Origin of the sequence: Blautia ammoniilytica, assembly GCF_025566965.1 — a bacterium.
Classification (GTDB): Bacteria; Bacillota; Clostridia; order Lachnospirales; family Lachnospiraceae; genus Blautia_A; species Blautia_A ammoniilytica.
Genome location: NZ_JAOQJL010000015.1, coordinates 36925 through 61352, shown reverse-complemented (window position 1 = coordinate 61352; position 24428 = coordinate 36925). Strand labels below are relative to the sequence as shown.

Annotated in this window: 32 protein-coding genes and 1 tRNA gene; 32 read left to right on the top strand and 1 reads right to left on the bottom strand. The window is 46.0% G+C overall.

From position 1 onward, the window contains the following. Window positions 1-74 precede the first annotated feature (74 nt). The 32 genes from OCV61_RS09135 (at window position 75) to OCV61_RS08980 (ending at window position 23468) form a co-directional block, all read left to right on the top strand. Window positions 75-272 (top strand): hypothetical protein, encoded by a 198-nt coding sequence (locus OCV61_RS09135; protein ID WP_158421535.1) that lies wholly within the window; start codon window positions 75-77, stop codon window positions 270-272. After that, a complete protein-coding gene (locus OCV61_RS09130) occupies window positions 265-483 on the top strand; it encodes a hypothetical protein (RefSeq protein ID WP_262582765.1) in 219 nt (72 codons plus the stop codon). The genes OCV61_RS09135 and OCV61_RS09130 overlap by 8 nt, the downstream gene beginning before the upstream one ends. Beyond that, window positions 413-826, top strand: coding sequence for a hypothetical protein (locus OCV61_RS09125; protein ID WP_158421534.1), 414 nt, complete (start codon window positions 413-415; stop codon window positions 824-826). The genes OCV61_RS09130 and OCV61_RS09125 overlap by 71 nt, the downstream gene beginning before the upstream one ends. A 125-nt stretch (window positions 827-951) precedes the next feature. After that, window positions 952-1023, top strand: a tRNA-Ile gene (locus OCV61_RS09120). Between the two features lie 107 nt (window positions 1024-1130). Next, the gene (locus OCV61_RS09115) at window positions 1131-1634 is read left to right on the top strand and encodes a terminase small subunit (protein WP_158421533.1); all 504 of its coding nucleotides are present in this window, start codon (window positions 1131-1133) and stop codon (window positions 1632-1634) included. After that, the gene (locus OCV61_RS09110; protein WP_158421532.1) at window positions 1634-3016 is read left to right on the top strand and encodes a terminase; all 1383 of its coding nucleotides are present in this window, start codon (window positions 1634-1636) and stop codon (window positions 3014-3016) included. Before OCV61_RS09115 ends, OCV61_RS09110 begins: the two co-directional genes overlap by 1 nt. Further along, the gene (locus OCV61_RS09105) at window positions 3000-4574 is read left to right on the top strand and encodes a capsid protein (RefSeq protein ID WP_158421531.1); all 1575 of its coding nucleotides are present in this window, start codon (window positions 3000-3002) and stop codon (window positions 4572-4574) included. Before OCV61_RS09110 ends, OCV61_RS09105 begins: the two co-directional genes overlap by 17 nt. After that, window positions 4510-4731 carry a hypothetical protein gene (locus tag OCV61_RS09100; RefSeq protein ID WP_158421530.1) on the top strand — a complete coding sequence of 74 codons (222 nt, stop codon included), beginning with the start codon at window positions 4510-4512 and terminating at the stop codon, window positions 4729-4731. The genes OCV61_RS09105 and OCV61_RS09100 overlap by 65 nt, the downstream gene beginning before the upstream one ends. A 195-nt stretch (window positions 4732-4926) precedes the next feature. Next, a complete protein-coding gene (locus OCV61_RS09095) occupies window positions 4927-7542 on the top strand; it encodes a phage minor capsid protein (protein WP_158421529.1) in 2616 nt (871 codons plus the stop codon). Between the two features lie 4 nt (window positions 7543-7546). Continuing rightward, window positions 7547-7744 carry a hypothetical protein gene (locus OCV61_RS09090; protein WP_158421528.1) on the top strand — a complete coding sequence of 66 codons (198 nt, stop codon included), beginning with the start codon at window positions 7547-7549 and terminating at the stop codon, window positions 7742-7744. Window positions 7745-7773: 29 nt separating this feature from the next. Further along, window positions 7774-7899: a hypothetical protein gene (locus OCV61_RS09085; protein ID WP_262582764.1), complete on the top strand. Its 126-nt coding sequence runs from the start codon at window positions 7774-7776 to the stop codon at window positions 7897-7899. Between the two features lie 66 nt (window positions 7900-7965). After that, complete coding sequence (locus OCV61_RS09080; RefSeq protein ID WP_158421527.1) at window positions 7966-8463, top strand: DUF2829 domain-containing protein; 498 nt, start codon at window positions 7966-7968, stop codon at window positions 8461-8463. Window positions 8464-8467: 4 nt separating this feature from the next. Next, window positions 8468-8752, top strand: a complete 285-nt coding sequence (locus OCV61_RS09075; RefSeq protein ID WP_158421526.1) for a DUF6275 family protein — start codon at window positions 8468-8470, stop codon at window positions 8750-8752. Between the two features lie 4 nt (window positions 8753-8756). After that, window positions 8757-9143 carry a beta-sandwich lipoprotein gene (locus tag OCV61_RS09070; protein ID WP_158421525.1) on the top strand — a complete coding sequence of 129 codons (387 nt, stop codon included), beginning with the start codon at window positions 8757-8759 and terminating at the stop codon, window positions 9141-9143. Between the two features lie 18 nt (window positions 9144-9161). After that, a complete protein-coding gene (locus OCV61_RS09065; RefSeq protein ID WP_158421524.1) occupies window positions 9162-9434 on the top strand; it encodes a hypothetical protein in 273 nt (90 codons plus the stop codon). Beyond that, window positions 9419-10756: a hypothetical protein gene (locus OCV61_RS09060; RefSeq protein ID WP_158421523.1), complete on the top strand. Its 1338-nt coding sequence runs from the start codon at window positions 9419-9421 to the stop codon at window positions 10754-10756. Before OCV61_RS09065 ends, OCV61_RS09060 begins: the two co-directional genes overlap by 16 nt. Then, window positions 10734-10919, top strand: coding sequence for a hypothetical protein (locus OCV61_RS09055; RefSeq protein ID WP_158421522.1), 186 nt, complete (start codon window positions 10734-10736; stop codon window positions 10917-10919). The genes OCV61_RS09060 and OCV61_RS09055 overlap by 23 nt, the downstream gene beginning before the upstream one ends. A 396-nt stretch (window positions 10920-11315) precedes the next feature. Further along, entirely contained in the window at window positions 11316-11978 is a 663-nt protein-coding gene (locus OCV61_RS09050; protein ID WP_158421520.1) for a hypothetical protein, read from the top strand. 19 nt (window positions 11979-11997) lie between these two features. After that, window positions 11998-12969: a phage capsid protein gene (locus OCV61_RS09045; RefSeq protein ID WP_158421519.1), complete on the top strand. Its 972-nt coding sequence runs from the start codon at window positions 11998-12000 to the stop codon at window positions 12967-12969. A 14-nt stretch (window positions 12970-12983) separates the two neighbouring features. Continuing rightward, on the top strand, window positions 12984-13370 hold the full coding sequence (locus OCV61_RS09040; protein ID WP_158421518.1) for a head-tail connector protein: 387 nt from the start codon (window positions 12984-12986) through the stop codon (window positions 13368-13370). 4 nt (window positions 13371-13374) lie between these two features. Beyond that, a complete protein-coding gene (locus OCV61_RS09035; RefSeq protein ID WP_158421517.1) occupies window positions 13375-13713 on the top strand; it encodes a hypothetical protein in 339 nt (112 codons plus the stop codon). Further along, window positions 13710-14093, top strand: a complete 384-nt coding sequence (locus OCV61_RS09030; RefSeq protein ID WP_262582763.1) for a hypothetical protein — start codon at window positions 13710-13712, stop codon at window positions 14091-14093. Before OCV61_RS09035 ends, OCV61_RS09030 begins: the two co-directional genes overlap by 4 nt. Beyond that, complete coding sequence (locus OCV61_RS09025; protein WP_158421516.1) at window positions 14090-14494, top strand: phage tail terminator protein; 405 nt, start codon at window positions 14090-14092, stop codon at window positions 14492-14494. The genes OCV61_RS09030 and OCV61_RS09025 overlap by 4 nt, the downstream gene beginning before the upstream one ends. 2 nt (window positions 14495-14496) lie before the next feature. Then, window positions 14497-14940, top strand: coding sequence for a phage tail tube protein (locus OCV61_RS09020; protein WP_158421515.1), 444 nt, complete (start codon window positions 14497-14499; stop codon window positions 14938-14940). 28 nt (window positions 14941-14968) lie between these two features. Next, on the top strand, window positions 14969-15301 hold the full coding sequence (locus OCV61_RS09015; protein ID WP_158421514.1) for a hypothetical protein: 333 nt from the start codon (window positions 14969-14971) through the stop codon (window positions 15299-15301). Then, on the top strand, window positions 15196-15624 hold the full coding sequence (locus OCV61_RS09010) for a bacteriophage Gp15 family protein (RefSeq protein ID WP_262582762.1): 429 nt from the start codon (window positions 15196-15198) through the stop codon (window positions 15622-15624). Before OCV61_RS09015 ends, OCV61_RS09010 begins: the two co-directional genes overlap by 106 nt. Next, window positions 15617-18592 carry a phage tail protein gene (locus tag OCV61_RS09005; protein ID WP_262582761.1) on the top strand — a complete coding sequence of 992 codons (2976 nt, stop codon included), beginning with the start codon at window positions 15617-15619 and terminating at the stop codon, window positions 18590-18592. The genes OCV61_RS09010 and OCV61_RS09005 overlap by 8 nt, the downstream gene beginning before the upstream one ends. Window positions 18593-18603: 11 nt before the next feature. Continuing rightward, window positions 18604-18969 (top strand): hypothetical protein, encoded by a 366-nt coding sequence (locus tag OCV61_RS09000; RefSeq protein ID WP_158421513.1) that lies wholly within the window; start codon window positions 18604-18606, stop codon window positions 18967-18969. Between the two features lie 4 nt (window positions 18970-18973). Beyond that, window positions 18974-20956 (top strand): hypothetical protein, encoded by a 1983-nt coding sequence (locus OCV61_RS08995; protein ID WP_158421512.1) that lies wholly within the window; start codon window positions 18974-18976, stop codon window positions 20954-20956. A 24-nt stretch (window positions 20957-20980) separates the two neighbouring features. Beyond that, complete coding sequence (locus OCV61_RS08990) at window positions 20981-21910, top strand: hypothetical protein (RefSeq protein ID WP_158421511.1); 930 nt, start codon at window positions 20981-20983, stop codon at window positions 21908-21910. Between the two features lie 100 nt (window positions 21911-22010). Continuing rightward, the gene (locus tag OCV61_RS08985) at window positions 22011-22469 is read left to right on the top strand and encodes a phage holin family protein (protein ID WP_158421510.1); all 459 of its coding nucleotides are present in this window, start codon (window positions 22011-22013) and stop codon (window positions 22467-22469) included. Between the two features lie 39 nt (window positions 22470-22508). Then, a complete protein-coding gene (locus OCV61_RS08980) occupies window positions 22509-23468 on the top strand; it encodes an N-acetylmuramoyl-L-alanine amidase (protein WP_158421509.1) in 960 nt (319 codons plus the stop codon). A gap of 269 nt (window positions 23469-23737) precedes the next feature. Here OCV61_RS08980 and yedF read toward each other — a convergent pair whose 3' ends face one another. Beyond that, window positions 23738-24349 (bottom strand): sulfurtransferase-like selenium metabolism protein YedF, encoded by a 612-nt coding sequence (yedF, locus tag OCV61_RS08975; protein WP_158421508.1) that lies wholly within the window; start codon window positions 24347-24349, stop codon window positions 23738-23740. Window positions 24350-24428: the final 79 nt, after the last annotated feature.

The window sequence follows — 24428 nt, the reverse complement described above, 5'->3', positions numbered from 1 at the left end:
ATGGGTGTTGGCGTGCTGATCGGAGCTTTTGGCGTGATTGCCTGGCTCCTGCATGATTAGAAACAGAGGTGAGCATGATGATTGAGATTGTTAGTGTGGAGCAGAAAGAAGTAACAGACCAGGAAGCTGCTGAGGCAATAAATACAATTAAACGGTACTGTGGCACTAGACATTGCCTTGATTGTGCTATTCAGGAAGTATGCGAAGAATATTTTGATCGGAGTGATTACGATCCGGCTGAATGGCCAGAAGTGGAGGTGCCGGATGCTTGATGAAAAGAGAGTGCTGCAGGTTGCCAAAGAATTTAGCATGAACCCGGACAAGGCAAGGAAGCTCCTGGAGGATGCCAGATCAGAACCGGCAATCATGAAGCGGATACATAAGTATGAGCAGCGTGTAGGAGGTGGCAGCAGTGGAAGTCAGGATAACCAGGGAACTCCTGGACAACTACCGAAAAATAAAAAGGGAGATCCCAATTCTTGAGTATGAGCTTCGGGAACTATGGCTGACAGACAAAGGCATGGGGAACAGCGTGATCCTGAATGGAAAGAACGGATCCAAGAAGCCGGAGACGGTAGTGGGCTTTGACTGTGAGAAATATAACCGCCGGAAGAGGACGCTGAACCAGAAAAAGGTACAGGCCGAAGCTGTGGAGAAATGGATTGACGATATCCCAGATGGTCAGACCAGATGTGTGTTCAAGATGTTTTACCGGGATGGGATGTCATGGGATAAGATTGCTACCAAGACTGGGTTTTCACAGAGCCCGGACTATCCAAGGCTTATGATCAGGGATAAATTTTTAAAAGATCAAGGCATAAAATAAAAAAAGTTCGTTTTATTCGGATTATTCGTTTTATAATAACAATGAAGCCGAAGGCTCATAAGGCCGGAAGCACACCCCTCACGTAAAGACGGCCGCCGGGTGCTACAGCCTGGCGGTTGATTTGCCGGAACATAGCGTAGTGGTAGAGCAACTGGCTTATATCCAGTGTGGCGGTAGTTCGATTCTATCTGTTCCGATTCGGTGGCGGCGCCGATATAAAGCCGTAACAGCGCTCTTTTTGATGACATCCAGTTGCCCACTGGGTGTCTTTTTATATACATTTTTTGAAAGAAGGTGAGCCTAAGTGACAGAAAAACAGAAAATTTTTGCGGATGAGTACCTGATTGACCTAAATGCCACAAGGGCTTACAAGGTGGCGTATCCGTCTGTGAAAAAGGATGAAACAGCAGCCCAGGCTGGCAGCAGGATGTTGAGAAATGTCAAGGTTGCGGCATATATCCAGGAGCGGATGGAAGAGCGCCAGAAACGAACTGAGATCACTCAGGACAGAGTACTGGAAGAATTAGCTGCTATTGCTTTTGCAAAAGCTACAGACTATGCAGAAATAAAAGGAGAATGCGTCAGAATCAAAGATACAGACACACTCGATGAACAGCAGATCAGGGCTATTGCCGGAATCAAAGAAGGTAAGTTTGGCATTGAATTAAAGTTAAATGACAAGGAAAAGGCGCTTGAGTTACTTGGACGGCACCTTGGAATGTTTAAGGATAAGGTTGAAGTCTCTGGTCTGGAAGATGAGAAAAAGAAACTGGGAGATATCCTGGAACAGCTGCGTGGTGGTGGGTAGTGAGCACAGAACGTCTGGTACTTTCAGAGAAATATAAAGCATTCCTTAGATGCAATGCCCCGGTTGAATTTCTTGAAGGGACTACAGCGGCCGGAAAAACAACTGTCGGCCTGTTTAAGTTTATGTTGAAAGTAGCGGAATCACCTAAGAAGCTGCATATTCTGGCAGCTGATGACACAGGAGCAGCTGAGAAGAACATCATCCAGAAGGACCTTGGTATCCTGGATGATTTTGGCGTATTGGTGGAGTACAAGGGCAACGGATCCGGTGAGTACAAGATGCCGCACATCCTGTTCCATACGTCTGGCGGTGATAAGATCATCTTTGTGGTTGGCTATGGCAACAAGCGCAAGTGGAAGGATGCTCTTGGTGGCCAGTACGGTTGTCTGTACATTGATGAGATCAATACAGCGGATATTGATTTTGTCCGTGAGGCATCCATGCGCTGTGATTATCTGATGGCTACGCTCAATCCAGATGATCCAAGCCTGGATGTATACAAAGAATACATCAACTGCAGCAGACCACTCCCAGAATGGGCAGACAGCACTCCACAGGAAATTAAAGACGAATTGAAAGAAGAACCAAAGCCCGGTTGGGTCCACTGGTTCTTTTCTTTTGACGATAATGCCGGACTTCCGGAAGCGAAGAAACGGCAGATCATCCAGAACACCCCAAAAGGCACCAAGATCTATAAGAACAAGATTGAGGGTCTGAGAGGAAAAGCAACTGGACTGGTGTTCCCAAATTTCAGCAGAAAGAAGCACGTTGTATCAGAGAAGTGGGTGAGGACCCAGATGGCAGCAGGAAAGCTAAAGTTCAAAAAGTTTACCTGCGGGCTTGATACATCGTATTCTTCGAAATCCCCGGACACAATTGCAATGATGTTTCAGGGAATCACGGAAGATAGGAAACTGATCACACTTGCTGAAAAAGTATACAGCAACAAAGACCTGGATCAGCCACTTGCACCATCAGATACAGCTGTAAAGTTTATAGAATTTTTGGAAAGGTGCCGTAATGACTGGGGCTTTGCCAAAGAAACATTTATTGATTGTGCAGATGCGGCGACAATCACAGAACTGCGAAAGTATAAGAGACTTCACGGCTGTATTTATAATTTTGTAGAATCATATAAGAAAGTAACAATACTAGATAGAATCAAGCTGCAGCTTGGATGGATTCAACAGGGCTGCTATCTGGTATTAGACACATGCACCAATCACATAGCGGAAATGGAGAAGTACTCCTGGGCTGAGGATAAAGATGAACCGGAAGACAAGAACGATCATACAATCAACTCTCAGCAGTACGGATGGATTCCGTACCGCAACATGATTGGATTTGAGGCGGAGGAGCGAAAAGGTGAAATGGATGGATAAATTAAATGAAAACATAAAAAAGACTGTTAGGAGCTGGCTGAACGTTCTTCCGGCAAATCCTTTTAACTTTCAGATCAATGAAATGATGGATTTTGAAGGACATGCGATTCTAAATCGTATCTGGTACAGGGGAGATGGCAATGAGCTCGAACAGATCTATCAGCAGAATGCGGAATTTGCAGACAGGAATAAATTCTGGGCAAGCAAATCAACAGCTGGAATGGACATGAGAAAGATCCATACCGGTCTTCCGGGACTGACAGTTAAGGTGCTCTCTTTTGTAGTCCTCCCGGCCATGAACGAATTTGAATTCGAACAGCCGGCACAGGAGCAGCTATGGAAAGAGATTGAGAAAGACAATAAGTTTTACAAAAAGATTGAAAGCGCCCTCAAAGAAACACTGTTTATCGGAGATGGCGCTTTTAAAGTTGCTATAGATACTACGATCAGTGATTATCCGATTCTTGAATGGTATCCGGGCGAAAGAGTTGAATTCGTTTACCAGAGAGACCGGATCCGGGAGATTGTGTTTAAAACACCATATAAGGAAAAGGGAAAAGTGTACGTCCTGAATGAGCGTTATGGCTATGGATACATCATTAACGAACTGTATCTGGATAATAAGCTGGTTGACATTAAGTCTATCAAAGTAACTGAGAATCTGATAGATATCTCGTTTGATAATTCGATTATGCTGGCTGAACCGTTCATGATCTACGAATCATCCCGTTATGAGGGTAGAGGCGGAAGCATCTTTGATGGCAAGCTCGACAGCTATGATTCACTGGACGAAACATGGTCACAGTGGATGGATGCGTTGAGAGCTGGCAGAGCAAAGACTTATATCCCGGAATGCCTGGTACCACATGATCCAGAAACAGGTATGCTAATAAAACCAAACCCGTTTGACAATCGTTACTTTGCAGCAGACGGGGATATGCGAGAAGGCCAGAAGAATCAGGTCATTACTGATCAGCCAGCAATTCCGCATGACAGCTATATGGCATCGTATATAACAGCTCTGGATCTGTGCCTGCAGGGGGTGATTAGTCCTTCCACATTAGGGATTGACGTAAAGAAACTGGACAATGCTGAGGCACAGCGTGAAAAGGAAAAAACAACATTGTACACCAGAAGTGCAATCGTAAAGGCACTTCAGGAAACCCTTCCGGGAGTTGTCTCAATGTGTATCAACGCTGACAACATTTTACACAATAAGGGCATTGAAGAAGTAAAGGTCAATGTTCCATTTGGAGAGTATGCAAACCCATCATTTGAAAGCCAGGTTGAAACAGTGGCCAAGGCAAAGCAGGGCGGAATCATGAGCATTGAGCGGTGTGTGGAAGAACTGTATGGGGATACCCTGGATGAGCACTGCAAGAATGAAGAAATCGCCAGACTGAAAGCAGAGCAGGGCATACAGGATATGGCTGAGCCAGGGGTGAACCTAACAGCTGGTGATTTCCAGACAGATCTGGGAGGTGGAGATGGTGATGAAAGTAAAAGTGGGATCAAGAATGTACCAGATGAGCCGGAAGGAATACCAGGGGCTTCTTGAGGTAGCAAAAGAGCAGGTACCGTTTGGAGTTTACGCAGTAGAGAAATCTGATTATGCAGAACTCCGAAGGGACGTCTGTGAAAGCAAAACAAAACTCAAGGAACTGACACGGCAGTTTAAGTTACAGGGCTTTAAGGTGTGGTCAAATGGGAGGTGATCCAGATGAATGTTCCAGGATTTACACTGTTGCTCCAGGAATTCTGTAGTTATTGTCCAGACTTCGAACCAGAAGTGGAGAAGATAGATTGCTCAAGCCTTACAGAACAGGTCAAATATTGTACAAATATTCGTTGTACGCAAAGGGCGAGATGTGCAAGAATTGCTACAAACATTCGAAAGCAGGTAATCACAGATGCCTAAGCTTAACACCGTCTACGACATTGGAGCTGCTTTTGAAGCTATAGAAAATGAGCTTATATCTTCCATGATCCGGAACATGCAGCGGCACAAAGTGGAGGAAATGGGAGAAGCTCAGCAGTGGTCAATGTGGCAGGCAGAGATGATCCATTCACTGGAAAAGTACCGGCATGACAACCAAAAGTTTGGAAAACAGTTTCAGGCGATCAATTCAAAGATCGCTGGACTGATCCAGGCTGCTAAAACAGAAGGCGGCATGGCACAGGAAACAAAGATCCTGGATGCGATCCGGAAAGGCTTCCCTGCAAAACAGGCAGTCAGGGGTGGTACGGCAGAGTTCTTTAAAGTCAATGACCGCAAGCTGAATGCGCTGATCGACGCAACCCAGAACGATATGCAGTCTGCAGAAGCTGCGGTTCTCCGTATGGCAAATGACCAGTACCGGAAGATCATCTTCAACGCTCAGATGTATGCAAATAGTGGTGCTGGTACTTACGAGAAAGCCGTAGATATGGCTACGAAAGACTTTCTTTCCGCAGGCCTTAACTGCATCCAGTATGCCAATGGTGCCCGCCATACGATTGCTGATTATGCAGATATGGCAATCCGTACAGCCAGTAAAAGGGCCTACCTACAAGGAGAAGGACAGAAACGCCAGGAATGGGGAATCTGTACAGTGATTATGAACAAAAGGGGAAGTCCCTGTCCCAAGTGCCTGCCCTTTGTTGGGAAAGTCCTGATTGATGATGTGTGGAGCGGAGGTCCCAAATCTGGAAAATCTCCTGTAACGGGGATCCGGTATCCTCTGATGTCCAGTGCCATAGCTGCCGGGCTGTACCATCCAAGATGCCAGGATCATCACAGCACCTACTTTGAAGGTATCAGTGAACCGCCGGACAATAAGTACACCAGGGATGAACTGAATGATCTGGCTGATCAGGCACGGCAGGAAGCAAAGCAGCAGTATGCAGCCCGACAGGAAAAGCGGTTCGGGAGACTGGCAGAGTATTCATTGGATCCGGAGAATAAAAAAACATACGCTGCCAGGAGGGAGCTTTGGAAAAATTCAGCTCAAAGCCTTAGAAATGATTTAGAGTACCAGGATAAAATTAGCCAGAGAAGGGCAGAGTGGAAAAAACAGCATTCTGTGTTTGATAAAGAAGGTACAAAGTCAGAAATCAACGGTCTTAATTCCCAGATCCAAGATATTAGTGCACAGATCAGAGATAGCCTTGAGAAAGAAAAGATTCTTGAAAAGAAAGTGTATATTGACGGAACTGGCACTAATGAAGATATGAGAATATTAAGGCAATCTGCTACTGAAAGAAAGAAGCTGCAGGAGCAGGTAGAAGTTCTTAATAACAATATGCTTGATAAGCAGGAGGCTTATAAGAATGAAGCTGAAAAGAGAATACTTAAAGCTGGCATAGTTGAGGAAATAAAGTTATCCAAGAAAATGACACCTGATACAGTTGATGCATTGGAAGATGCATTAACTAAGCTTAAGGACAAATATGGCATTATGCCAAAAGGCGTTGTATATAATCCGTCAAAAGTGCCTGATGCCACAGTTGCATATAATTGGCTGGACGATAAGATATATATATCTAATAGATTCAATGATATTAATAAATATGCTGATGTGGTTAAGAAATCCGAAGATTCTCTTATAGAGTACAGAGAGAAGAGCGGAATTGTTAAGATCCAGAAGGAGAGACTAAAGAATGCAGAAAAGATATTATCAGATAAAAACATAAAGGGATATGAAAGAGAAAAGGCCATTCTTAATAAGGTTACGGCAGAAATCGAGTTGAATACACAGCGTATGGCAGTCAGAGAGAACCTCATGGATACATTGACACATGAATATGGTCATTTCATACACAGACATGCTAATATGGACTATGTCCAGAAATCAGGTGTATTTGGTGCAAAGGATTTAGGGGGCAAACTTATTAATGGTGATTGGAAATATGATATCAATTCACGGTATTCTGCAAATGCAAAGATAGAAGCAGCAAAGATAAGCAAATATGCTACAGAGAGTCCGTATGAAACATTTGCAGAAGGTTTTCTTGCTAAGGAAAAAGGAGAAAAAATACCAGACCGTATAGCGAAAATTATTGACGAAGCAGAAAGAAAGGCAGGTGTGAAAAGTGTTGCAAATACTGTGAGTGATGATATAATTGAAATGGAAAGAAAACTTTCTGATACAAGGGAAGGTTTTAAGTTCATCAATGATAAAACATTTGATGATTTGACGATACCGGCAAGAAAGAAAGGTGCAGTCATCATCAGAGGAACAGAGGAAGCCGAAGAACATCTTGCTAAAGTGGGTGCAGCGGCATCTAATATAGGTGATGTACTTGTTTTTCGTAAAGATGTATGTATCAGTGAGGTGTTAGAGGAAACACATCATTTTGAACAGAATCTAAACAAAATGAATAATGATAAACCAGAGCCTCTTCGTAGTGTATTAAATGAAATAGATGCTAAGCAGTACCTGCTGGACAATGCCGAAAAATATAAGATTCCAAGGAATGAAATTGAATTGACAAAAAAGCAACTTATGTCATATCAGAAACAGTTAAAAGAGATAATGGAGGAATAAGAATATGAGTACAGTTATTGATGAATTTCACGTAAAAGAATATTCTGTATTGAAATTGGATTCTTTATCTCAAGCCCCCTATAGGAAATATAGGATTGCAGGAAAGGAATACGATATAATACCAATGTATGATTTACCGAACTGCATAGCGATTAAGGCAAAGGGGACTTTCCTTGGGAAAACGGTTGAGTTTGTACAGTAAAAAGAAGATGTTGAATTGCAGGTGATTGTATGAAGATGAAAGCAAAAGAAAGGAAAGCCTATAAAGACTTTCAGGATAGGGTAGCAATGCCAGGTAAACCGAGAAAGCTGACAGAAGAGGAAGTTAAAAAACTGAAAAAGGAAGGACGTATTTAATACCACCAGTCAGAAAAGGCCGGTGGTATTTTTATACCCATTTTTAAGAAAGAGAGGATACGAAACATGAAATTTTCAGAAGCATTCAAAATAATGAAGCAGGGCGGTAAAGTAAAATTACCATCCTGGGGAGGATATTGGTACTGGGATCCAGAGAAAGAAACAATCATCATACACACAAAAGACGGACAGGAAATGGATATTCGAGAAACACAGAGCGTTGTATACACACTTCAGAATATTCTTTCTGATGAATGGATTGTTGCGAATGGACAGAACTGCCCGATTCTTGGTGGAGAAGCAACATTTTCATTTGGAGAAGCAATCAAGTATCTGAAAAGAGGTGTGAAAGTAGCAAGAAAAGGGTGGAATGGAAAGAAACAGTACATTCAGCTTGCTACTGGGATTTCGTATAAGACTACTGATGAAGAAATTGTAAATTGTGAGCATGATGCGATTGGAAACATGGCAGTGGCTTTTGTCGGAACATCAGGTGTACAGATGGGATGGCTTGCTTCACAGGCTGATATGCTTGCAGAAGATTGGATATTTGCGGAGGATTAAGAACATGATTATTACAGGAATGGCACACTTTCAGAGTGTATGCAAAAAGAAACTGGTGGAATGGCACAACAAGAACGGTCTTGCAGATACACCAGTGACACCGCCAATTGATTTATCCAATGTGTTTGTAGTGTGGTCTTGTAAGACCTTGCAGAACTATAAATGCCTGGTATCTACTACAGTTAGTGGTGATGGTATCTATGCAGAATATACGTACAACGGCGATAAGCAGGAACTGTACGAAGATGTGTATAAGAAACTGACAAATACCTGTTATACGGAGGAGTGAGAACATGAAAAAGAAAATTGCGGTATTAATGGCACTGGTAGTCCTGGTATGCTTTGCAGCTACTGGATGTACAGAAGCAGATCAGGTGAGCAGTAACATTTCCAAAGAGGCAGATAACTTTAATGTTACCAGGAAGCTTACAGTCCTGAATGCCAGGACAGAGACGATCCTGTTGGAGTTGACCGGCACTTTTGCACTGAAGAATAACTCTTCTAACGAACTGGAAGTCATTATTGAGACGGCAGAAGGAAAGTACCAGAAAGATTATGTGTATTTGAATGATTATACCATGTATGTGGTGGAGGATATTTCCGGATCTGCTGTGGACAAGTACCATTATGAGATTAATTTCTTACCGGAGTGGGGCTTTAAGGTAACACATAGCGACTGAGTAGGAAAGGAGACAGATATGTCAGTATTAAAAGTACAAAGAAAACCGACAGAAGCCAACACAGAGTTAGATTTTCAGTTTGATAACCCAGGGCTTGAATTTCTTGTGAAAAACTTCACTGACGGTGATATTTATGTTGGAGTTGAAACGACAAAAGAAAAGATGATCCTGATCCCAGCAGAAACCGCACAGGTTGTAGCCTGCATGACCACACAGGGGTGTGATACGCTGTATGTTATCCCAACAGCAGCATCCGATAAAGGAGTGGAAGTACAATGCTTAAAGTGGTAGGGCAGGACATTATATCCGGCGCCATGGGGTTTATCGGCACAGATTCAGACAGGCTGTATCGCATGGGGGCAGCAGAGAAAACGGAAGATGTCACCGTCACGGGAAACCCTGCCGTGCTGGATAATGCCACGGGAAAACCGTTCCGGGATTTGCATATCTACGGCAGGAGTACGCAGGATGGCACACCAACTCCGGATGCACCTGTTCCGATTGTGAACGCTGGTGACGGTGGGAGCGTGGCGGTGAAGGTGACGGGTCGAAATATCCTTGATATGAGGAATAGTAGAGAATCAGTTAATGGTGAAGGCATAACATACACTCGTAGCGCCGACTACTCTTTTACTAGAACCGGAACTGCGACAGGAACTACTGGCAATGTGTGGATAGCTGGCGGTTATGAACAGCGTCCAGCGCCTGACTTGTCTAACGTATTTTGTATTCTATTAAAGGGTGTACAATATAGCATTAAGGATTGTTTATTATTCGCTGTAACGCCTATTAGTAAACATTTAACAGCACAAGGCGACAATTTTGTCCCACCTGTCGATATGTATATAACAGGCGTAAGGAACGAAAAATTCATATTAGACAAAACCTACAATGACATCGTTTACCCGGCTGTTTATGTTGAGGCAAAGGCATTGCCGTATGAGCCCTACCGTGAACAGCTCCTCACCATGCCAACACCAAATGGCTTATCTGGCATCCCGGTCGCTTCTGGTGGTAACTACACCGACCAGAGCGGCCAGCGGTGGGTTTGCGATGAGGTGGATTTGGCAAGAGGAGTGAAGGTGCAGAGGGTAAAAGTGAAAGAGTTAAGCCCTGATGATCAGTGGACGTATCAAAAGTTAGCCAATGGAAATAATAATTTTCAAACGCATATAATTAATAATGAAGAGATTGCTGGAAAAGCGCTTCCGTCTATTTGCAGCATTCTACCTTTTAAGAACGTTATCTGGAATGACAATATTCAGAATCTGCCGAAAATATACGTATATGAAAAGGAAATTACTGCCAGTTTTCCACCAAGCTCTGAGTATTCATCGCTTGAAGTTTTTAAGCAGTTACTGACGGATGTGAAATCCGTTATCTACTACGTCCTCGCTGCTCCAATCGAAACACCTCTTACTACTGCTGAGATTGCGGCCTACAAATCCTTGCGAACTTACAGAGGCACTACGATTGTGGAGGCTAGGGATAAGGCAGGAATATCTGCGACCTATAAATGCAATACAAAGGCAGCCGAGAAAGAGGTAAATATCTTGCACGCCGATTTGATGGCGGAAATGGAGGAATTAGATGAGAACAGCGAGATTGTGTAAATTACTGATTACCAACGACCGGTATACTTACGATGATATGTATGCCAAGCTCGATTTGTTTCTGATGCTGAATCGGATCACGGAAGAGGAATACGTGGAGTTGACCGGGCTGCTGGTGGGTACAGAAACTTCTAAGGGCAGCATAGTAGATGATGTGGGGTGATTCAAAGATATATAGTCACAAAAGACATTGATATGCTGGCACCTCCGTGGCTGGCGGAATATACAAGGCGGCGGTCGGGATCCATTCGATATACGAACCGGGACGGCCACGCCGAGGTGAAAGGGGTGAGGATCGGAGATGAATTGGCACAGATCGGGGACACGATCGTGTACGACGGCAAGAGGTTATCCATAGAGAGGCGGTGATCCTAAATATCTCGGAGCTGTCCGTAAAACAGCGGTAAAGCACGCAGCGTTATGCTGGGTGTTATTTTTATGCCCGAAGGCATTAAACTACACGGAGACACCGGGTTATCAACTGTCCATGTGAGACACACGTAAAACTGTCAGATTTGTGCAGACAGCACATTAAAAACTGTATGTAAAGGAGAAGACTATGTTTAAAAGATTCAGATGCAAAATCCCTATGAATATCCAGCTGTTCGCAGATGGCGATGGCGGTGCTGCAGGTGGTACAGGTGAGGGCGGAACCTCGCCGGCAGGATCACAGGCACCACAGTTTGACTATGACAAGCTGGCAAGCCTGATCGCAGGAAAGCAGACTGTGACAGAAGAATCTGTCCTGAAAGGATATTTCAAGCAGCAGGGGCTGTCAAAAGAGCAGATGGACCAGGCCATTGCTGACTTTAAACAGCAGCAGGCTGCCAACCAGCCGGATGTAGAGGGACTGCAGTCACAGATCGCCGAAGGGCAGACACAGCTTGCGGCCGCACAGAAAGCCGCCCTTCAGGCAAAACTGGAGACCGCCGCCACTATGACCGCCGTATCCCTTGGGATTGATGCAAAAACCATCCCGTATGTGCTTAAGCTGGCAGATTTCAGCCAGGCGGCAGGACAGGATGGGAAGATCAGCGATGAGGCGCTGACAGAAGCTATCAACAAAGTTCTGGAAGCTCTTCCGCAGCTGAAACCGCAGGCGGATGGAAAGACTGGATTTACCCGGGTAGGAACCGGCGGAAACCCGGCACAGCATCCCCAGCAGACAACAACTACAAACCAGGCAGCAGTACCAACAAAGCGTTGGAACCGCTGGAATTAAAAGAAAGAAGGTATAAGACATGGCATTAAATTATGCAGAACAGTGGAGCCCGGAGCTCCTTGAGATCCTGATGCAGGGAACCCTGACATCTCCATTTGTAACCAGTAATGTAAGGTGGCTGGATGCCAAAACATTCCATTTTACCCAGATGAGCACATCCGGGTACAAAAACCACAACAGAAAAGGCGGCTGGAATGAAGGTACTTACGTCCAGAAAGACGTACCGTACACACTGGAACACGACCGTGATGTTGAGTTCATGGTGGATAAAGCCGATGTTGATGAGACAAATGCTACAGCTTCCATCCAGAACATTTCCAGGGTGTTTGAGCAGACATGGGTAGTTCCGGAAACAGATGCCCTGTTCTTCTCCAAGGTGGCTCAGGCAGCCCAGAAGACAGAAGGTTATCACGGATCCACGGCAACATCCACATATACAAAAGCAAAAGTCTTCGGAATGCTGAAAGATATCCTTGCAAAAGGAAAGCTGAGAAGATATAAAGCTAACGGCTCCCTGATCATGTATGTCCGCAGTGAGATCATGGACGCCCTGGAGCAGTCCACGGAGTTCACACGTAAGATCGAACTGACCCAGATCGCAGAAGGCGGCCTTGGCATCGAGACCAGAGTGACCGACATTGACGGTGTGCCGATCATGGAAGTCATTGATGATGAGCGCTTCTATGATGCATTCAACTGGGAGCCGGAAAACGGCGGATTTGAACCGCTGAAAAAGGTAGCAGCCGCAAGCGGTGTTGAAGCTGTGACCGGTGCGCACAAGATCAATGTTCTTGTTGCCTGTGGACAGACCTGTAAGACTGTTCCGAAGATCTCCAGCATCTACTACTTTGCGCCTGGTGCACATACAAAGGGTGATGGGTATCTGTATCAGAACAGATCTTTCTCTGACGTATTCGTGTTCCCGAACGGCAGGGATGGAAAGATCGATTCCATCTATGTGGATGTGGATACTGCAGAGTATGGTGCCTGACAGGAGGTGATCCTATGGCCTATGAGCCATATGTAACACCGGAGTATTATAATGACACATATAAGGGCAGCACAGTGCCGGAGGAGGAACTTTCAAAAGCCCTCCGGCTGGCTTCCAGGCATATTGATTCCCTGACCTACAACCGGATTGTAGGCCGGGGATTTTCTCATCTTACAGGCTTTCAGCAGGAGATCATCCGGGAAGTGGTGTGCCAGCAGGCAGACTTTGAGGTGGAGAACGCAGATGAGATCAATACAATCCTGTCCTCTTACAGCATTAACGGGGTATCTGTCCAGTTTGGCAGTTCCTGGAATGTGTTCACGGACAAGGGCGTGGCCATGAAGCGTGATGTATATGCCCTGCTGTGCCAGAGCGGTCTGTGCTGCCGGTTAGCGAGGTGAGGCTATGAAATATCCATGCTTAGTACCAAAGAGGCTGTGCAGGACAGGTATAAGCCTGCAGATGGACAGGGAAGGGCTGAATGAATACGGGGAACCACTGGAAGCAGTGGCATATACCGGGAAGTGCAACTATCAGGACAAAGTTAAAACGGTACTGACTGCAGAGAAGAAGCTGATAGAGATCACCGGATCTGCCCTGTTCCCTGGGGATATCTGCCCGGAGCTTCCGGTTATCTCCGGGGGCAGCGCTGTAATATTCGGGGTACAGCGCAGGATCCTGGAAGGCAGGAAAGCCAGGAATCCGGATGGGACCGTAAACTATACGGAGGTGCTGCTGATATGATCCGGGTAAATTCTGTTATTAAGTTGAACATGCCGAAGATCAGCCAGCTGACGCAGGCACAGGTAACGGCATTGGAGCAGACTGCAGATGCCCTTTTGACAGATGTAAGATCTGCCCAGGTTTTTCCAAGGGATACCGGAAACCTGCAGGGAGAAAGCACTTTTGTGGATAACTCCCAAAGCAAGAGTGGAAAAGTCAGCATCGTATCCAGTACACCTTATGCCAGAAGGCTTTACTTCCATCCGGAGTACCATTTCCGGACAGAGGAAAACCCCAATGCAAGAGGCGAGTGGTATGAGGACTGGCTCCCAGGCGGGAAAAAGGCTGCATTCTGCAAGCAGGCATTTAAACAGATCTACAGGAGGCTGACAGGAGTATGACATTAGCAGATGTAAGAGATTATATAGCGTCCCTGGGGCTTGCAGAGCATGTCTACATGGGGAAGCTTCCGGACAAGCAGGATGGGTCCATTGGCGTGTACAACAGCAAGCACCAGTATCCGTACCATACTGCCATAGGAGGCCCATCCCTGGAATCCTACGGCACCAAATATGTGACCTTACTGGTGCACTGGAACAAATCCCTGCGTGATACGGAAACAGCCACCATGGCTTTATTTGAGGCTGTCAGGGACACGGAAAACACAGTGATCAACCATGAAACTATTAAATTTATCCAGCCATTATATGAACCGCAGGATGTTGGGACAGATGATTCCGGGGTCTATGAGATGGTCATAGAAATGGCGGTTATTTACGAAAAGAAAGGAAAAGGCGATTGAGTATGAGCAATCAGAGCGGAGTATATCCATGTTATAAAAACCAGTTCCAGATCAACACAGCCACAACCGGGGCTGCTTCCATGAAGACCATTGCCGACTGTGAATCTTTTTCAGTCAGTTTTGACAATGGCGTGGAAGAGTGGCACCCCTTTGACACAGAGGGCTGGGTCAGAAGGCTCCTGACTTCCAAAGGTGTGACGATTTCCGTAACAGCCAAGAGGAATGTAGGGGATGACGGAAACGACTTTGTTGCCGGCCTTACATGGAAAAACGGCAGGGATTCCGAAGCGGACACACAGTGGACATTCCCGGATGGAACTGTGGTGAAGTTTACGGGTGCCGTTATCAACGTAACCAATGTAGGATCTGGCGATTCCACAAACGTGGCACCATTGGAATTTGAGATCCAGAGCAATGGAAAACCAGAAGTGACACCGGCGGCCTGATCCGCCGGTATTTTTATGGAGGCATAACATGGCAAAGAAAATTGATATTACAGAGAAACTGGAACTTAGCGGAAACCCGTATATCGTGATCGGGGATCAGGAACTGGAAGTCAACACAGACGCAGCTACCATGCTGAAGATCATGGATGTGTTCGGTGAAACAGATGCGAACAACGCAACCCCGAAAGAGATCATGGAGATCTACAAGATCATCTTCCCTGAGGAAAGCCGGGATAAGATTGAAAAAATGAAGCTGTGCTTCCAGGATCTGCTCAAAGTGATCACTACAGCCCAGGCGCTGATCACAGGGGCGGACCCGGAGGAAGCCCAGGGGGAAGACAAGACCCATACTACGATCTGATTGAGGATTACGACCTGATCGTATCTTCTTTTCAGTCCCAGTATGGGCTTAGACTGTCAAAAGAGATCCACACCATGCCCTGGGAAGAGTTCCGGCAGATGCTGATTGGCATCAGCCCGGATACCGCCCTGGGACGGATTGTGGCAATACGTTCCGAGGATGATAAGGACATTCTGAAGCATTTTACGAAAGAACAGAAGCGGATCCGCAGTGAGTGGCGGAACCGGCAGGCAAAAGCTAGATCCGTGGAGGACAGGGATGCATTCCTGGAGTCCATGAAGCAGGCATTTTTGAAGATGGCAGGAGGTGGTGCGGATGGCTGAGAGCGTAGGCCAGATCGGGCTTGACCTGGTAGTAAACCAGAACCAGTTTAAACAGCAGATGTCAGGCATCATGGGCATGGCGAAAAAAGCAGGTGCCGCATTAGCTGCAGCGTTTGCGGTAAAGAAGATCGTTGATTTTGGAAAATCCTGTATAGACCTGGGGTCTGATCTGACAGAAGTACAGAACGTGGTGGACGTTACCTTTCCACACATGGCTGACCAGGTAGACAAGTTTGCAAAATCAGCTGCCAGCAGCTACGGCCTGTCAGAGACCATGGCCAAGAAGTATTCCGGTACTTTTGGATCCATGGCAAAGGCATTCGGCTTCACTGAGAAGCAGGCGCTGGATATGGGTACATCCCTGACAGCCCTTACCGGTGATGTAGCATCTTTCTACAACCTGAACCAGGACGAAGCTTACACCAAGCTGAAATCCGTGTTTACAGGTGAGACAGAATCATTGAAGGATCTTGGCGTTGTCATGACCCAGACAGCCCTGGATTCCTATGCCATGGCCAATGGCTTTGGCAAGACAACATCAGCCATGAGCGAAGCGGAAAAGGTAGCCCTGCGGTACCAGTTCGTACAGGACCAGCTGTCGGCTGCACAGGGGGACTTTGCAAGGACTTCCGGTGGCTGGGCGAACCAGGTAAGAATCCTGTCCCTGCAGTTTGATTCCCTGAAAGCTACCATAGGGCAGGGGCTGATCAATGTACTTACGCCTGTCCTGAAAGTGATCAACACCCTTCTTGGAAAGCTGAGTGTACTTGCCAGTGCATTTAAAAGCTTTACCGAACTGATTACAGGACAGAAAGCGTCTGCAGGAAACAGCAATGGTGTGGCTGCTGTAGCAGGTTCTGCAGCTGATGCAGGTGACAGCTTGGAAAGTGCATCTGATTCAGCCGCTGATCTGACCAACAACACCAACAAGGCAGGCAACGCTGCAAAAAAAGCAGCAAAACAGATGAAGTCCCTGATGGGATTTGACAAGATCAATAAGCTGGACAAGCCCACCACAGACACCAGCAGCAGTAAGAAGAAAAGCACCAGCCCAGGCTCTGCAGTCCCGGATGTTGATTTTGGTGGCCTTGCAGACGGGGATACCGTCATTGACCAGGTAGATGGTAAGTTCCAGAAAATGTTTTCCAACATCCAGAAGCTCTGCGAACCAGCAGTACAGTCTTTAAAGAGGCTGTGGGACGAAGGGCTTTCCAGGCTTGGTAATTTTACATGGAATGCCCTGAAAGGCTTTTTTGATAATTTCCTTGTTCCTGTTGGGAAATGGACGTTGGGAAAAGGGATCCCCCGTTTTGTGGATGCCTTGAATAATGGCCTTATGAAAGTAAACTTTGGAAAGATCGAGAAAGCATTAAACAAGCTTTGGAAAGCTTTGGCTCCTTTTGCAGTGAAAGTAGGAGAAGGATTGCTGTGGCTGTGGGAAAATGTGCTTGTCCCGTTTGGAACCTGGACAGCCAATGAGGTTGTTCCAAGATACCTGGAAACAGTGTCAATCGTTGTTGAGACACTTAATAAGGTTATCGAAAAAGTACAGCCTCTTTTTCAGTGGTTCTGGGAGAATGTGCTTGATCCGTTGGCAAAATGGACAGGCGGCATGTTCCTGCAGGTTTGGGATAATATAAACCAGGCACTGAAAACTTTTGGTGATTGGTGTGCAGAACATATCCCCACAGTAGGTGAACTGACAGATAAGTTTCAGGATATGAAAAAGTGGGTCAGTGAAAACAAAACAGCCCTGGAACTGGTTGCGATTGTGCTTGGGGGATTTACTACGGCTGTTATAGCTAATACCGTGGCAAATAATGCAATGGCTATCTCACAGGGAGCGGCTTCCGCAGCTGTGGCATTTTATAACGGCGTTACTGCCATTGCAACAGGCGTAACCACTGCTTTTGGTGCAGTCTTGAGCTTTCTGACCAGTCCTATTACACTGGTTATTGCCGCCATTACGGCATTGATTGCGGTTGGTGTACTGGTTTACAAAAACTGGGATACCATCAAGGCAAAGGCTGTGGAAATCTGGGGAGCAATCAAACAGTGGTTTAGTGATACCTGTAAGAAGATTGGTGATTTTTTCGCAGGGCTTTGGAAAGGCACAAAAGAAACCTTTGCCAGTGTGGGCGAATGGTTCAAAAAGAAATTTGAAGCGGCAAGGGACAACATTCATACTGCATTCTCCGCAATTGGTGAATGGTTTAAAGATAGATGGACAGATATAAAGAATGCGCTGGCCAGTGTGGGTACATGGTTCAAGGATACATTTGAAAGTGCCTACAAAAATGTGACAAATGCATTCAGTGGGGTAAAGACATTCTTTAAAGGTTGCTGGACGGGGATCAAGGAGGCATTTGGCAATATTGCAAAATGGTTCGGTGATACCTTTGAAAAGGCATGGAGAGCCGTGAAGAATGTTTTTTCCAAAGGCGGCGAAGTTTTTGAGGGGATCAAGGATGGTATTCTTGAGAACTTAAAAGCAGTCATTAACGGTTTGATAGATGGGATCAATAATGTTGTCACGATTCCTTTTGACGGGATCAACAGTGCGTTAAGAAGCCTGCGTGAACTGGCACTGCATATCGGACCGTACACCGCCCATCCGTTTTCCTGGCTGCCAACAATTCCAACTCCACAGATTCCTAGACTGGCACAGGGTGGCTATGTCAAGCCTAACACGCCGCAGCTGGCCATGATCGGTGATAACCGGCACCAGGGTGAGGTTGTGGCACCGGAGGATAAGCTACAGGCTATGGTAGACGAAGCTGTTTCCAGATCCGGCAGTGGAAATATTTCACGGGATGAACTGGAAGGGATCATCAACCGGGCAGTGCTGCGGATCATTGCCGCACTTGCAAACCTTGGGTTCTCAATAGACGGGGAGACGATCGCAAAAGCAAGAAACCTTGCACAGGTAGGCATAGACCGGCGTTTCAACACAGTTGACATTGCATAGGAGGGGACAAGATGGCAAGCAAAAAATATCCATTGAAGGCAGGGGGCGTGGAGCTCCCATCCCCTACCTCTTTAAGTGTTGCAGATGAGATCATCTGGACATCCAGTACTGGAAGGACGCTGACGGGGTACATGATCGGTGATGTGGTTGCCGAGAAAAAGACCCTGAACATCAAGTGGGAGTTCCTGACAGACCCCCAGCTGCAGCTGATCAAAAGCAAGCTGATCGCCGGATGGTTCCCTATTACGTTCCATGATTCAGGGATTGATTTTACCATCCAGTCATACAGGGGCACGCTGACAAAGGAACATCTTGGATCTATCGGGGATGGGAATTATTACTATAAATCCGTGTCCGTAGATGTGATACAGAGGTGACGATATGATTAATACAACCATTGCCTATAAAAGGGCAATCAACGGAAACAGGGTGTTCCGGGTGCAGGATAAGATCACATTTAAAAACCAGGATCCCCTGCAGCTTTCCATTAACGATTTTATGAGCTACAACATCAATGACGCAACGTCAAGTTCCGGGAAATTTGACATCGGGGCAGCAGTGATGAAAGAGTATTCCGCTGTCCTGAATAATGAAACCGGAAAATTTGATGGGTATGTGTTTGAAGAGGCAGACCTGCAGGCCATTGTAGGCCTGGAAGTGGAGGAGAATGCTTGGGAGGATCTGAACAAAGGGAGCTTCCGTGTGGTATCAGCCAAGAAAGATGAGCTGACGATCACCATTAAGGCCTATGACTACATGCTGTTCTTTGACCAGCCGTACAGCGAAAGCACGCTGACATATCCTGCTACGGTCAGTCAGATCATTGCGGACGCATGCAGACACTGCCAGATGGCTTATGATGCCAGCACTATCGAAATGGGCAGCTATATTGTCCAGGAACGGCCAAAAGCGGATGCCCTTACGTTCAGGGATGTTATTTCCTACTGTGCACAAATCATGGGCTCTTTTGCCCGGGTCAACCGATTGGATAAGCTGTGCTTTGGCTGGTATAAGATAAGCAGCATTCCGGAAAACATTGATGGAGGAAATTTTGATAAGATTTCCGGAAACACCTATGTGGATGCTGATCCGTCCTGGGATGGCGGTTCCTTTGATGATTATGCATCTGGGGATGAATATGACGGAAGCAGCTTTGTGGCTACAGATTATTACCATCACCTTTTTAATCTTAGATCGCAGACCATTAATGCAGATGATATACGGATCACAGGGATTAAGGTTACAGCCAAGTCGGAGGGCAGCCAGACGGCAGAAAGCGTCATGAAAGGCGCAGATGGATATGTACTGGAGATCTCTGGGAACCCCCTGATCCAGACTGGTGCAGTGGAAGCAGTAGCAGCCTATGTGTACGCAAAGCTTGGGAATATGGTATTTCGGCCATTGAGCATTTCCGGGCAGTCAGATCCAAGCATTGAAGCCGGTGATGTGGCAATGGTCACGGACCGGAAGAACCGGACATACAACACTGTGATCACGAACAATACCTTTGTCCTGTGTGGTGATCAGAAAGTGGAATGCAGCGCTGAGACACCAACAGAAAAGAATTATACCCGCTTTGGCCCCGGTACTAAACTGATGTCTAAGACAAAAGAGCAGACAGACGGCCAGTTAAGTGCTTACGACATCGCTGTCCAGAACATGAATCAGCTGGCAGCCAATACATTTGGCTTCTACGCTACGACTGTGAAACAGGCAGACGGATCTATCCTTGCATACCGGCATGACAAGCCAAAACTGGCAGAATCCAAGATTGTATACAAATCAGGAATTGACGGCTTCTGGGTAACATCCGACTATCAAGGGAATGATGCGAATACAACCTGGAAAGCCGGATTTGACAGCTCCGGGGACGCAGTGATGAACGTGCTGTCTGTGATCGGTATCAACTTTTCCTGGGCCAGAGGCGGTGTTTTGACGCTTGGAGGAAGTGGTAACGGGCACGGTGTCTTGCAGGTGCTGGATACCAATGGCAACGTTATCGGATCAATCAATTCGTCCGGAGTAGATCTTACGGGGCGGTTTATCAACAAAAAAGGCCAGGAGTGGGTAAAGATACTGGATTCAGTCATATCGGCAGGATATGGTGATGATGTGGATGGACTTCTTGATCTGTCCGCGCAGACAGGTGACGGGACGAGAAAAGTGGTGCTGGAATCCCTGACCAGTGACCTGGTGCTAAAGAGCGCAAGTGGCCGAATTCTTACCAAAGATGGAAAGGCGCTGATTGGAACAGACACTTCGGGAGTATATGTGACAAACATTGACTGTATAGATGATGTTGAAACCGGCGAAAAAAGCATAATTTTTACTTTTTCCAACGGGGAACAAAAAATGCTTACGTAATGAGATGAAAGGGGAATGCAAGTCATGGCAATTAAAAACAGACGGGGACCATACAATAAGTTTGACCCTACCAAGCTGCTGCCTGGTGAATGGGCGGTAGTGCTGTCTGGGGATCCGAATGCAAGTGACGGATTGGCCTGCTACATGTGCTTTGGTGCAGGTGTAGTCAAACGGATGGCAACCTATGAGGATATGGTGGACAACATTGCAGCATCCTCAGGTGAAGTGGTGGCAGCTGAGGTAGACAGGCAATGTAAGGCTGCTATCCAGGCATGCCAGACTGCGGCAAGTAATGCCGGAAGTGCAGCGTCGGCGGCTAATACGGCAGCCAGTAATGCGGACACAGCAGCCTCCAGCGCAGCTACAGCCGCAACAGGTGCTAATTCTGCAGCAACAGCAGCGAATGAAGCAGCGCAGGCGGCACAAAGTGTTATTCAGGGGGATTTATCCAGTAATACTGTGACGTTTGCTACTGCCGCAAAACAAGACCTTGTGTCTGGAGAAACTTTGGGTGTATTGTTTGGAAAAATCTATAAATGGATAGCTTCTCTTGGAACGGCAGCATCTAAAAATGTGGCTAATAATCTGACAACAACAGCTGCAACAAGCTTTGTTTTGGATGCTAGACAGGGGGCTGTACTGAATACACGCATTGGGCTTCTTAAGTCGTTAAATACGACCAACAAAGGCTCACTTGTGGGTGCTGTAAATGAGGTACATGATAAAATAATAATGAAAAAGGAAACAATCACAGGACTTGGTGGTGGTTACATTTTTTTAGCTACTCCAGAGGGGTACACTATAATGACTGCAGTAAATCCAGACTGGGCTAATGAGTATTGTGTCACTGGTGTTTCTGCATACGCTAATGGATATACAATTTTATTTTTTAATAAAGCTGTACCGACAACTGCTACTTTTTCTGTAAATTCATTCTGGTATAAAACCAGTTAAAGAACATGGAGAAAATCGTATGAACAAACCCAGGGCAAGACCGTAGCAGGTCTTATTTTTGTGCCATAAAATATCATATAAGAAAAGGAGAACATAAACTATGAAGGTGATTGATACGTATAATGCCATTGTTGGGAGCATCGTAGCAGTGCTGTCCTATATCTTTGGAGAGCATTGGATCTTGTTTGCACTGTTCTTGGCGTTCAACCTGGCGGACTGGATTACCGGCTGGATGAAGAGCCGGATCGCACACAAGGAAAACTCCAAGGCAGGGTGGAAAGGTGTGCTTAAGAAGCTGGGGTACTGGATCATGATTGCGGTTGCTTTTGGTGCATCTGCGGTATTTGTAGAGATCGGCAAGACAATTGGCGTTGACCTGGGAATTACAACTTTGTTGGGCTGGTTTGTCCTGGCTTCCCTACTGGTCAATGAGATCCGGTCCATCTGTGAAAATTTCGTAGAAGCTGGGTATAATGTGCCACAGATCCTGATCAGAGGACTGGAAGTAGCCGACAAGGCAATTAACAAGGAATCAGATACGGATTCAGGGGACGAGTGATCGTCCTCTTTTTTATTGGGTTTACTGGAGGAAAATATTATGAAGATAATTAAATCTATCCTTATAAAAAATCCCTGCTATACAGCAGGGCGAAAAATTACGGTCAAAGGCCTGATGCTCCATTCGGTTGGGTGTGCCCAGCCGTCTGCGCAGGTCTTTGTAAATATGTGGAACAGTCCATCCTATGGCGCTGCCTGTGTCCATGGTTTCATTGACGGCAACACCGGAACTATCTATCAGACACTCCCCTGGAATCACCGGGGCTGGCATTGCGGATCCGGCCGGAACGGATCTGGAAACAATACACATATCGGCGTGGAGATGTGTGAGCCTGCAACGATCCGGTATACAGGCGGCGGTACGTTTACCTGCTCTAATCTGGCAGATGCAAGAGCCTGTGCAAGACGTACATACAATGCTGCTGTGGAGCTGTTTGCTTATCTTTGCAAAGAGTACGGTCTTAACCCAATGAAAGACGGCGTGATCCTGTCACATGCGGAGGGCAATGCAAGGGGAATCGCAACCAACCACGGCGATCCGGAACACCTATGGAGAGGGCTGGCGTTGCCCTACACCATGAACACCTTCCGGAAAGCGGTCAAGCTGAAAATGGAAGGCAAGACCGGAACCGTGCAGGAGCCTGCAAAAGCTGATACTAACCAGAATGCAGACACCCAGAAGCCGGCTGCAAAGAAATTTTACCGGGTGCGGAAATCCTGGGGAGATGCTGCAAGTCAGTTAGGGGCTTTTGAGAGCCTAGAGCTGGCCAAGAAAAGGGCGGATCAGTCCAAGGGCTACAAAGTCTTTGATTCTAATGGAAAACAGGTATATCCCAAAACAGAGACCACAAGCACTACTAAAAATAAGTCCGTGACTGCACTGGCAAAAGAGGTGATTGCTGGCAAGTGGGGAGTAGGAGAAGACCGGAAAAAGAGGCTGACGGCGGCAGGATATGATTATGCAGCCGTGCAGAAGAAAGTCAATGAAATGCTGAAATAAAAAGCTCCCGGCAGGTACCCATCTGCCGGGAATCTTCGGGAATTATTTTATCTATCTTGACAGAACCTAATACCTGATGTAGAATCTATTTGTCTCAATTGAGTCTCACAAAAATCGTAAAACGTTTGATTTTACGTAGATTTATAGGTGTTAGGCAGGATGACTTTTAATCAAGTTGTCCGGGGTTCGAATCCCCGATGTCTCATGAAAAAGAAAATCCGTAAATCCTTATAAACAAAGGACTTACGGATTATTTTTATTTTCCATATTTATGGGCGGATGATCGAACCGGCTTTTTCCATTGTTTCAACAATTTCGTACATGTTAGTAACAGTACCGATCTGCAGCTGTTCCTTCAAATTATAGAAATCAAGACAGGTGCCGCAGGTCATAATCTTTACACCCTGTGCCTCTAAAGTGTTCAGATCTTCCAGGGAATCAGATCCGGTACAGGTAAGATATGCCCCGGAATTGTAACATAAAATGGTTTCCGGAAGTATGTCCTGTTTTGTAAGGGCGAAAATAAAAGCTTTCATTAAGGCCTTTCCAAGCTTTTCATCACCAGTTCCCATAGTGTTGCCAGAAAGAACTACCACAGTTCCCTGTCTACGGGCATCTGGGCTGCAAACAGAAGCTTCTGAGGAGATTGGTGAACACGCTGTCACTTCCATAGTCACAGAATAATTTGTTTCGTTTTCTTTGCTGGAAACGGCTTCAAATCCACGGCTGGCAGCAAATTTAAGCAGATTCTGTACAGCGATCTCATTGTCTACAAGAATGGTTAGAGAACCACCTTGCTGCATTTCCTCAGCTTTCTTTTTGGCATTTACAACTGGAAGAGGGCATGCCATACCTCTTGCATCAAAAGTAATTTTTTCCATTTTTTTACTCCTTTATGTTATAAATCATCCGCATATGATCAAATGTATGCGGTTTTTGACCTTGATAACTGATGCTTGA

Coding starts and splice junctions, on each gene's coding strand:
- OCV61_RS09030 (WP_262582763.1), top strand. CDS start 13,710: ATGATCCGGGTAAATTCTGTTATTAAGTTGAACATGCCGAAGATCAGC.
- OCV61_RS09080 (WP_158421527.1), top strand. CDS start 7,966: ATGAAATTTTCAGAAGCATTCAAAATAATGAAGCAGGGCGGTAAAGTA.
- OCV61_RS09000 (WP_158421513.1), top strand. CDS start 18,604: ATGGCAAGCAAAAAATATCCATTGAAGGCAGGGGGCGTGGAGCTCCCA.
- OCV61_RS09135 (WP_158421535.1), top strand. CDS start 75: ATGATGATTGAGATTGTTAGTGTGGAGCAGAAAGAAGTAACAGACCAG.
- OCV61_RS09130 (WP_262582765.1), top strand. CDS start 265: ATGCTTGATGAAAAGAGAGTGCTGCAGGTTGCCAAAGAATTTAGCATG.
- yedF (WP_158421508.1), bottom strand. CDS start 24,349: ATGGAAAAAATTACTTTTGATGCAAGAGGTATGGCATGCCCTCTTCCA.
- OCV61_RS09025 (WP_158421516.1), top strand. CDS start 14,090: ATGACATTAGCAGATGTAAGAGATTATATAGCGTCCCTGGGGCTTGCA.
- OCV61_RS08995 (WP_158421512.1), top strand. CDS start 18,974: ATGATTAATACAACCATTGCCTATAAAAGGGCAATCAACGGAAACAGG.
- OCV61_RS09085 (WP_262582764.1), top strand. CDS start 7,774: ATGAAGATGAAAGCAAAAGAAAGGAAAGCCTATAAAGACTTTCAGGAT.
- OCV61_RS09070 (WP_158421525.1), top strand. CDS start 8,757: ATGAAAAAGAAAATTGCGGTATTAATGGCACTGGTAGTCCTGGTATGC.
- OCV61_RS08985 (WP_158421510.1), top strand. CDS start 22,011: ATGAAGGTGATTGATACGTATAATGCCATTGTTGGGAGCATCGTAGCA.
- OCV61_RS08980 (WP_158421509.1), top strand. CDS start 22,509: ATGAAGATAATTAAATCTATCCTTATAAAAAATCCCTGCTATACAGCA.
- OCV61_RS09055 (WP_158421522.1), top strand. CDS start 10,734: ATGAGAACAGCGAGATTGTGTAAATTACTGATTACCAACGACCGGTAT.
- OCV61_RS09065 (WP_158421524.1), top strand. CDS start 9,162: ATGTCAGTATTAAAAGTACAAAGAAAACCGACAGAAGCCAACACAGAG.
- OCV61_RS09060 (WP_158421523.1), top strand. CDS start 9,419: ATGCTTAAAGTGGTAGGGCAGGACATTATATCCGGCGCCATGGGGTTT.
- OCV61_RS09015 (WP_158421514.1), top strand. CDS start 14,969: ATGGCAAAGAAAATTGATATTACAGAGAAACTGGAACTTAGCGGAAAC.
- OCV61_RS08990 (WP_158421511.1), top strand. CDS start 20,981: ATGGCAATTAAAAACAGACGGGGACCATACAATAAGTTTGACCCTACC.
- OCV61_RS09075 (WP_158421526.1), top strand. CDS start 8,468: ATGATTATTACAGGAATGGCACACTTTCAGAGTGTATGCAAAAAGAAA.
- OCV61_RS09050 (WP_158421520.1), top strand. CDS start 11,316: ATGTTTAAAAGATTCAGATGCAAAATCCCTATGAATATCCAGCTGTTC.
- OCV61_RS09035 (WP_158421517.1), top strand. CDS start 13,375: ATGAAATATCCATGCTTAGTACCAAAGAGGCTGTGCAGGACAGGTATA.
- OCV61_RS09020 (WP_158421515.1), top strand. CDS start 14,497: ATGAGCAATCAGAGCGGAGTATATCCATGTTATAAAAACCAGTTCCAG.
- OCV61_RS09095 (WP_158421529.1), top strand. CDS start 4,927: ATGCCTAAGCTTAACACCGTCTACGACATTGGAGCTGCTTTTGAAGCT.
- OCV61_RS09100 (WP_158421530.1), top strand. CDS start 4,510: ATGAAAGTAAAAGTGGGATCAAGAATGTACCAGATGAGCCGGAAGGAA.
- OCV61_RS09005 (WP_262582761.1), top strand. CDS start 15,617: ATGGCTGAGAGCGTAGGCCAGATCGGGCTTGACCTGGTAGTAAACCAG.
- OCV61_RS09045 (WP_158421519.1), top strand. CDS start 11,998: ATGGCATTAAATTATGCAGAACAGTGGAGCCCGGAGCTCCTTGAGATC.
- OCV61_RS09090 (WP_158421528.1), top strand. CDS start 7,547: ATGAGTACAGTTATTGATGAATTTCACGTAAAAGAATATTCTGTATTG.
- OCV61_RS09040 (WP_158421518.1), top strand. CDS start 12,984: ATGGCCTATGAGCCATATGTAACACCGGAGTATTATAATGACACATAT.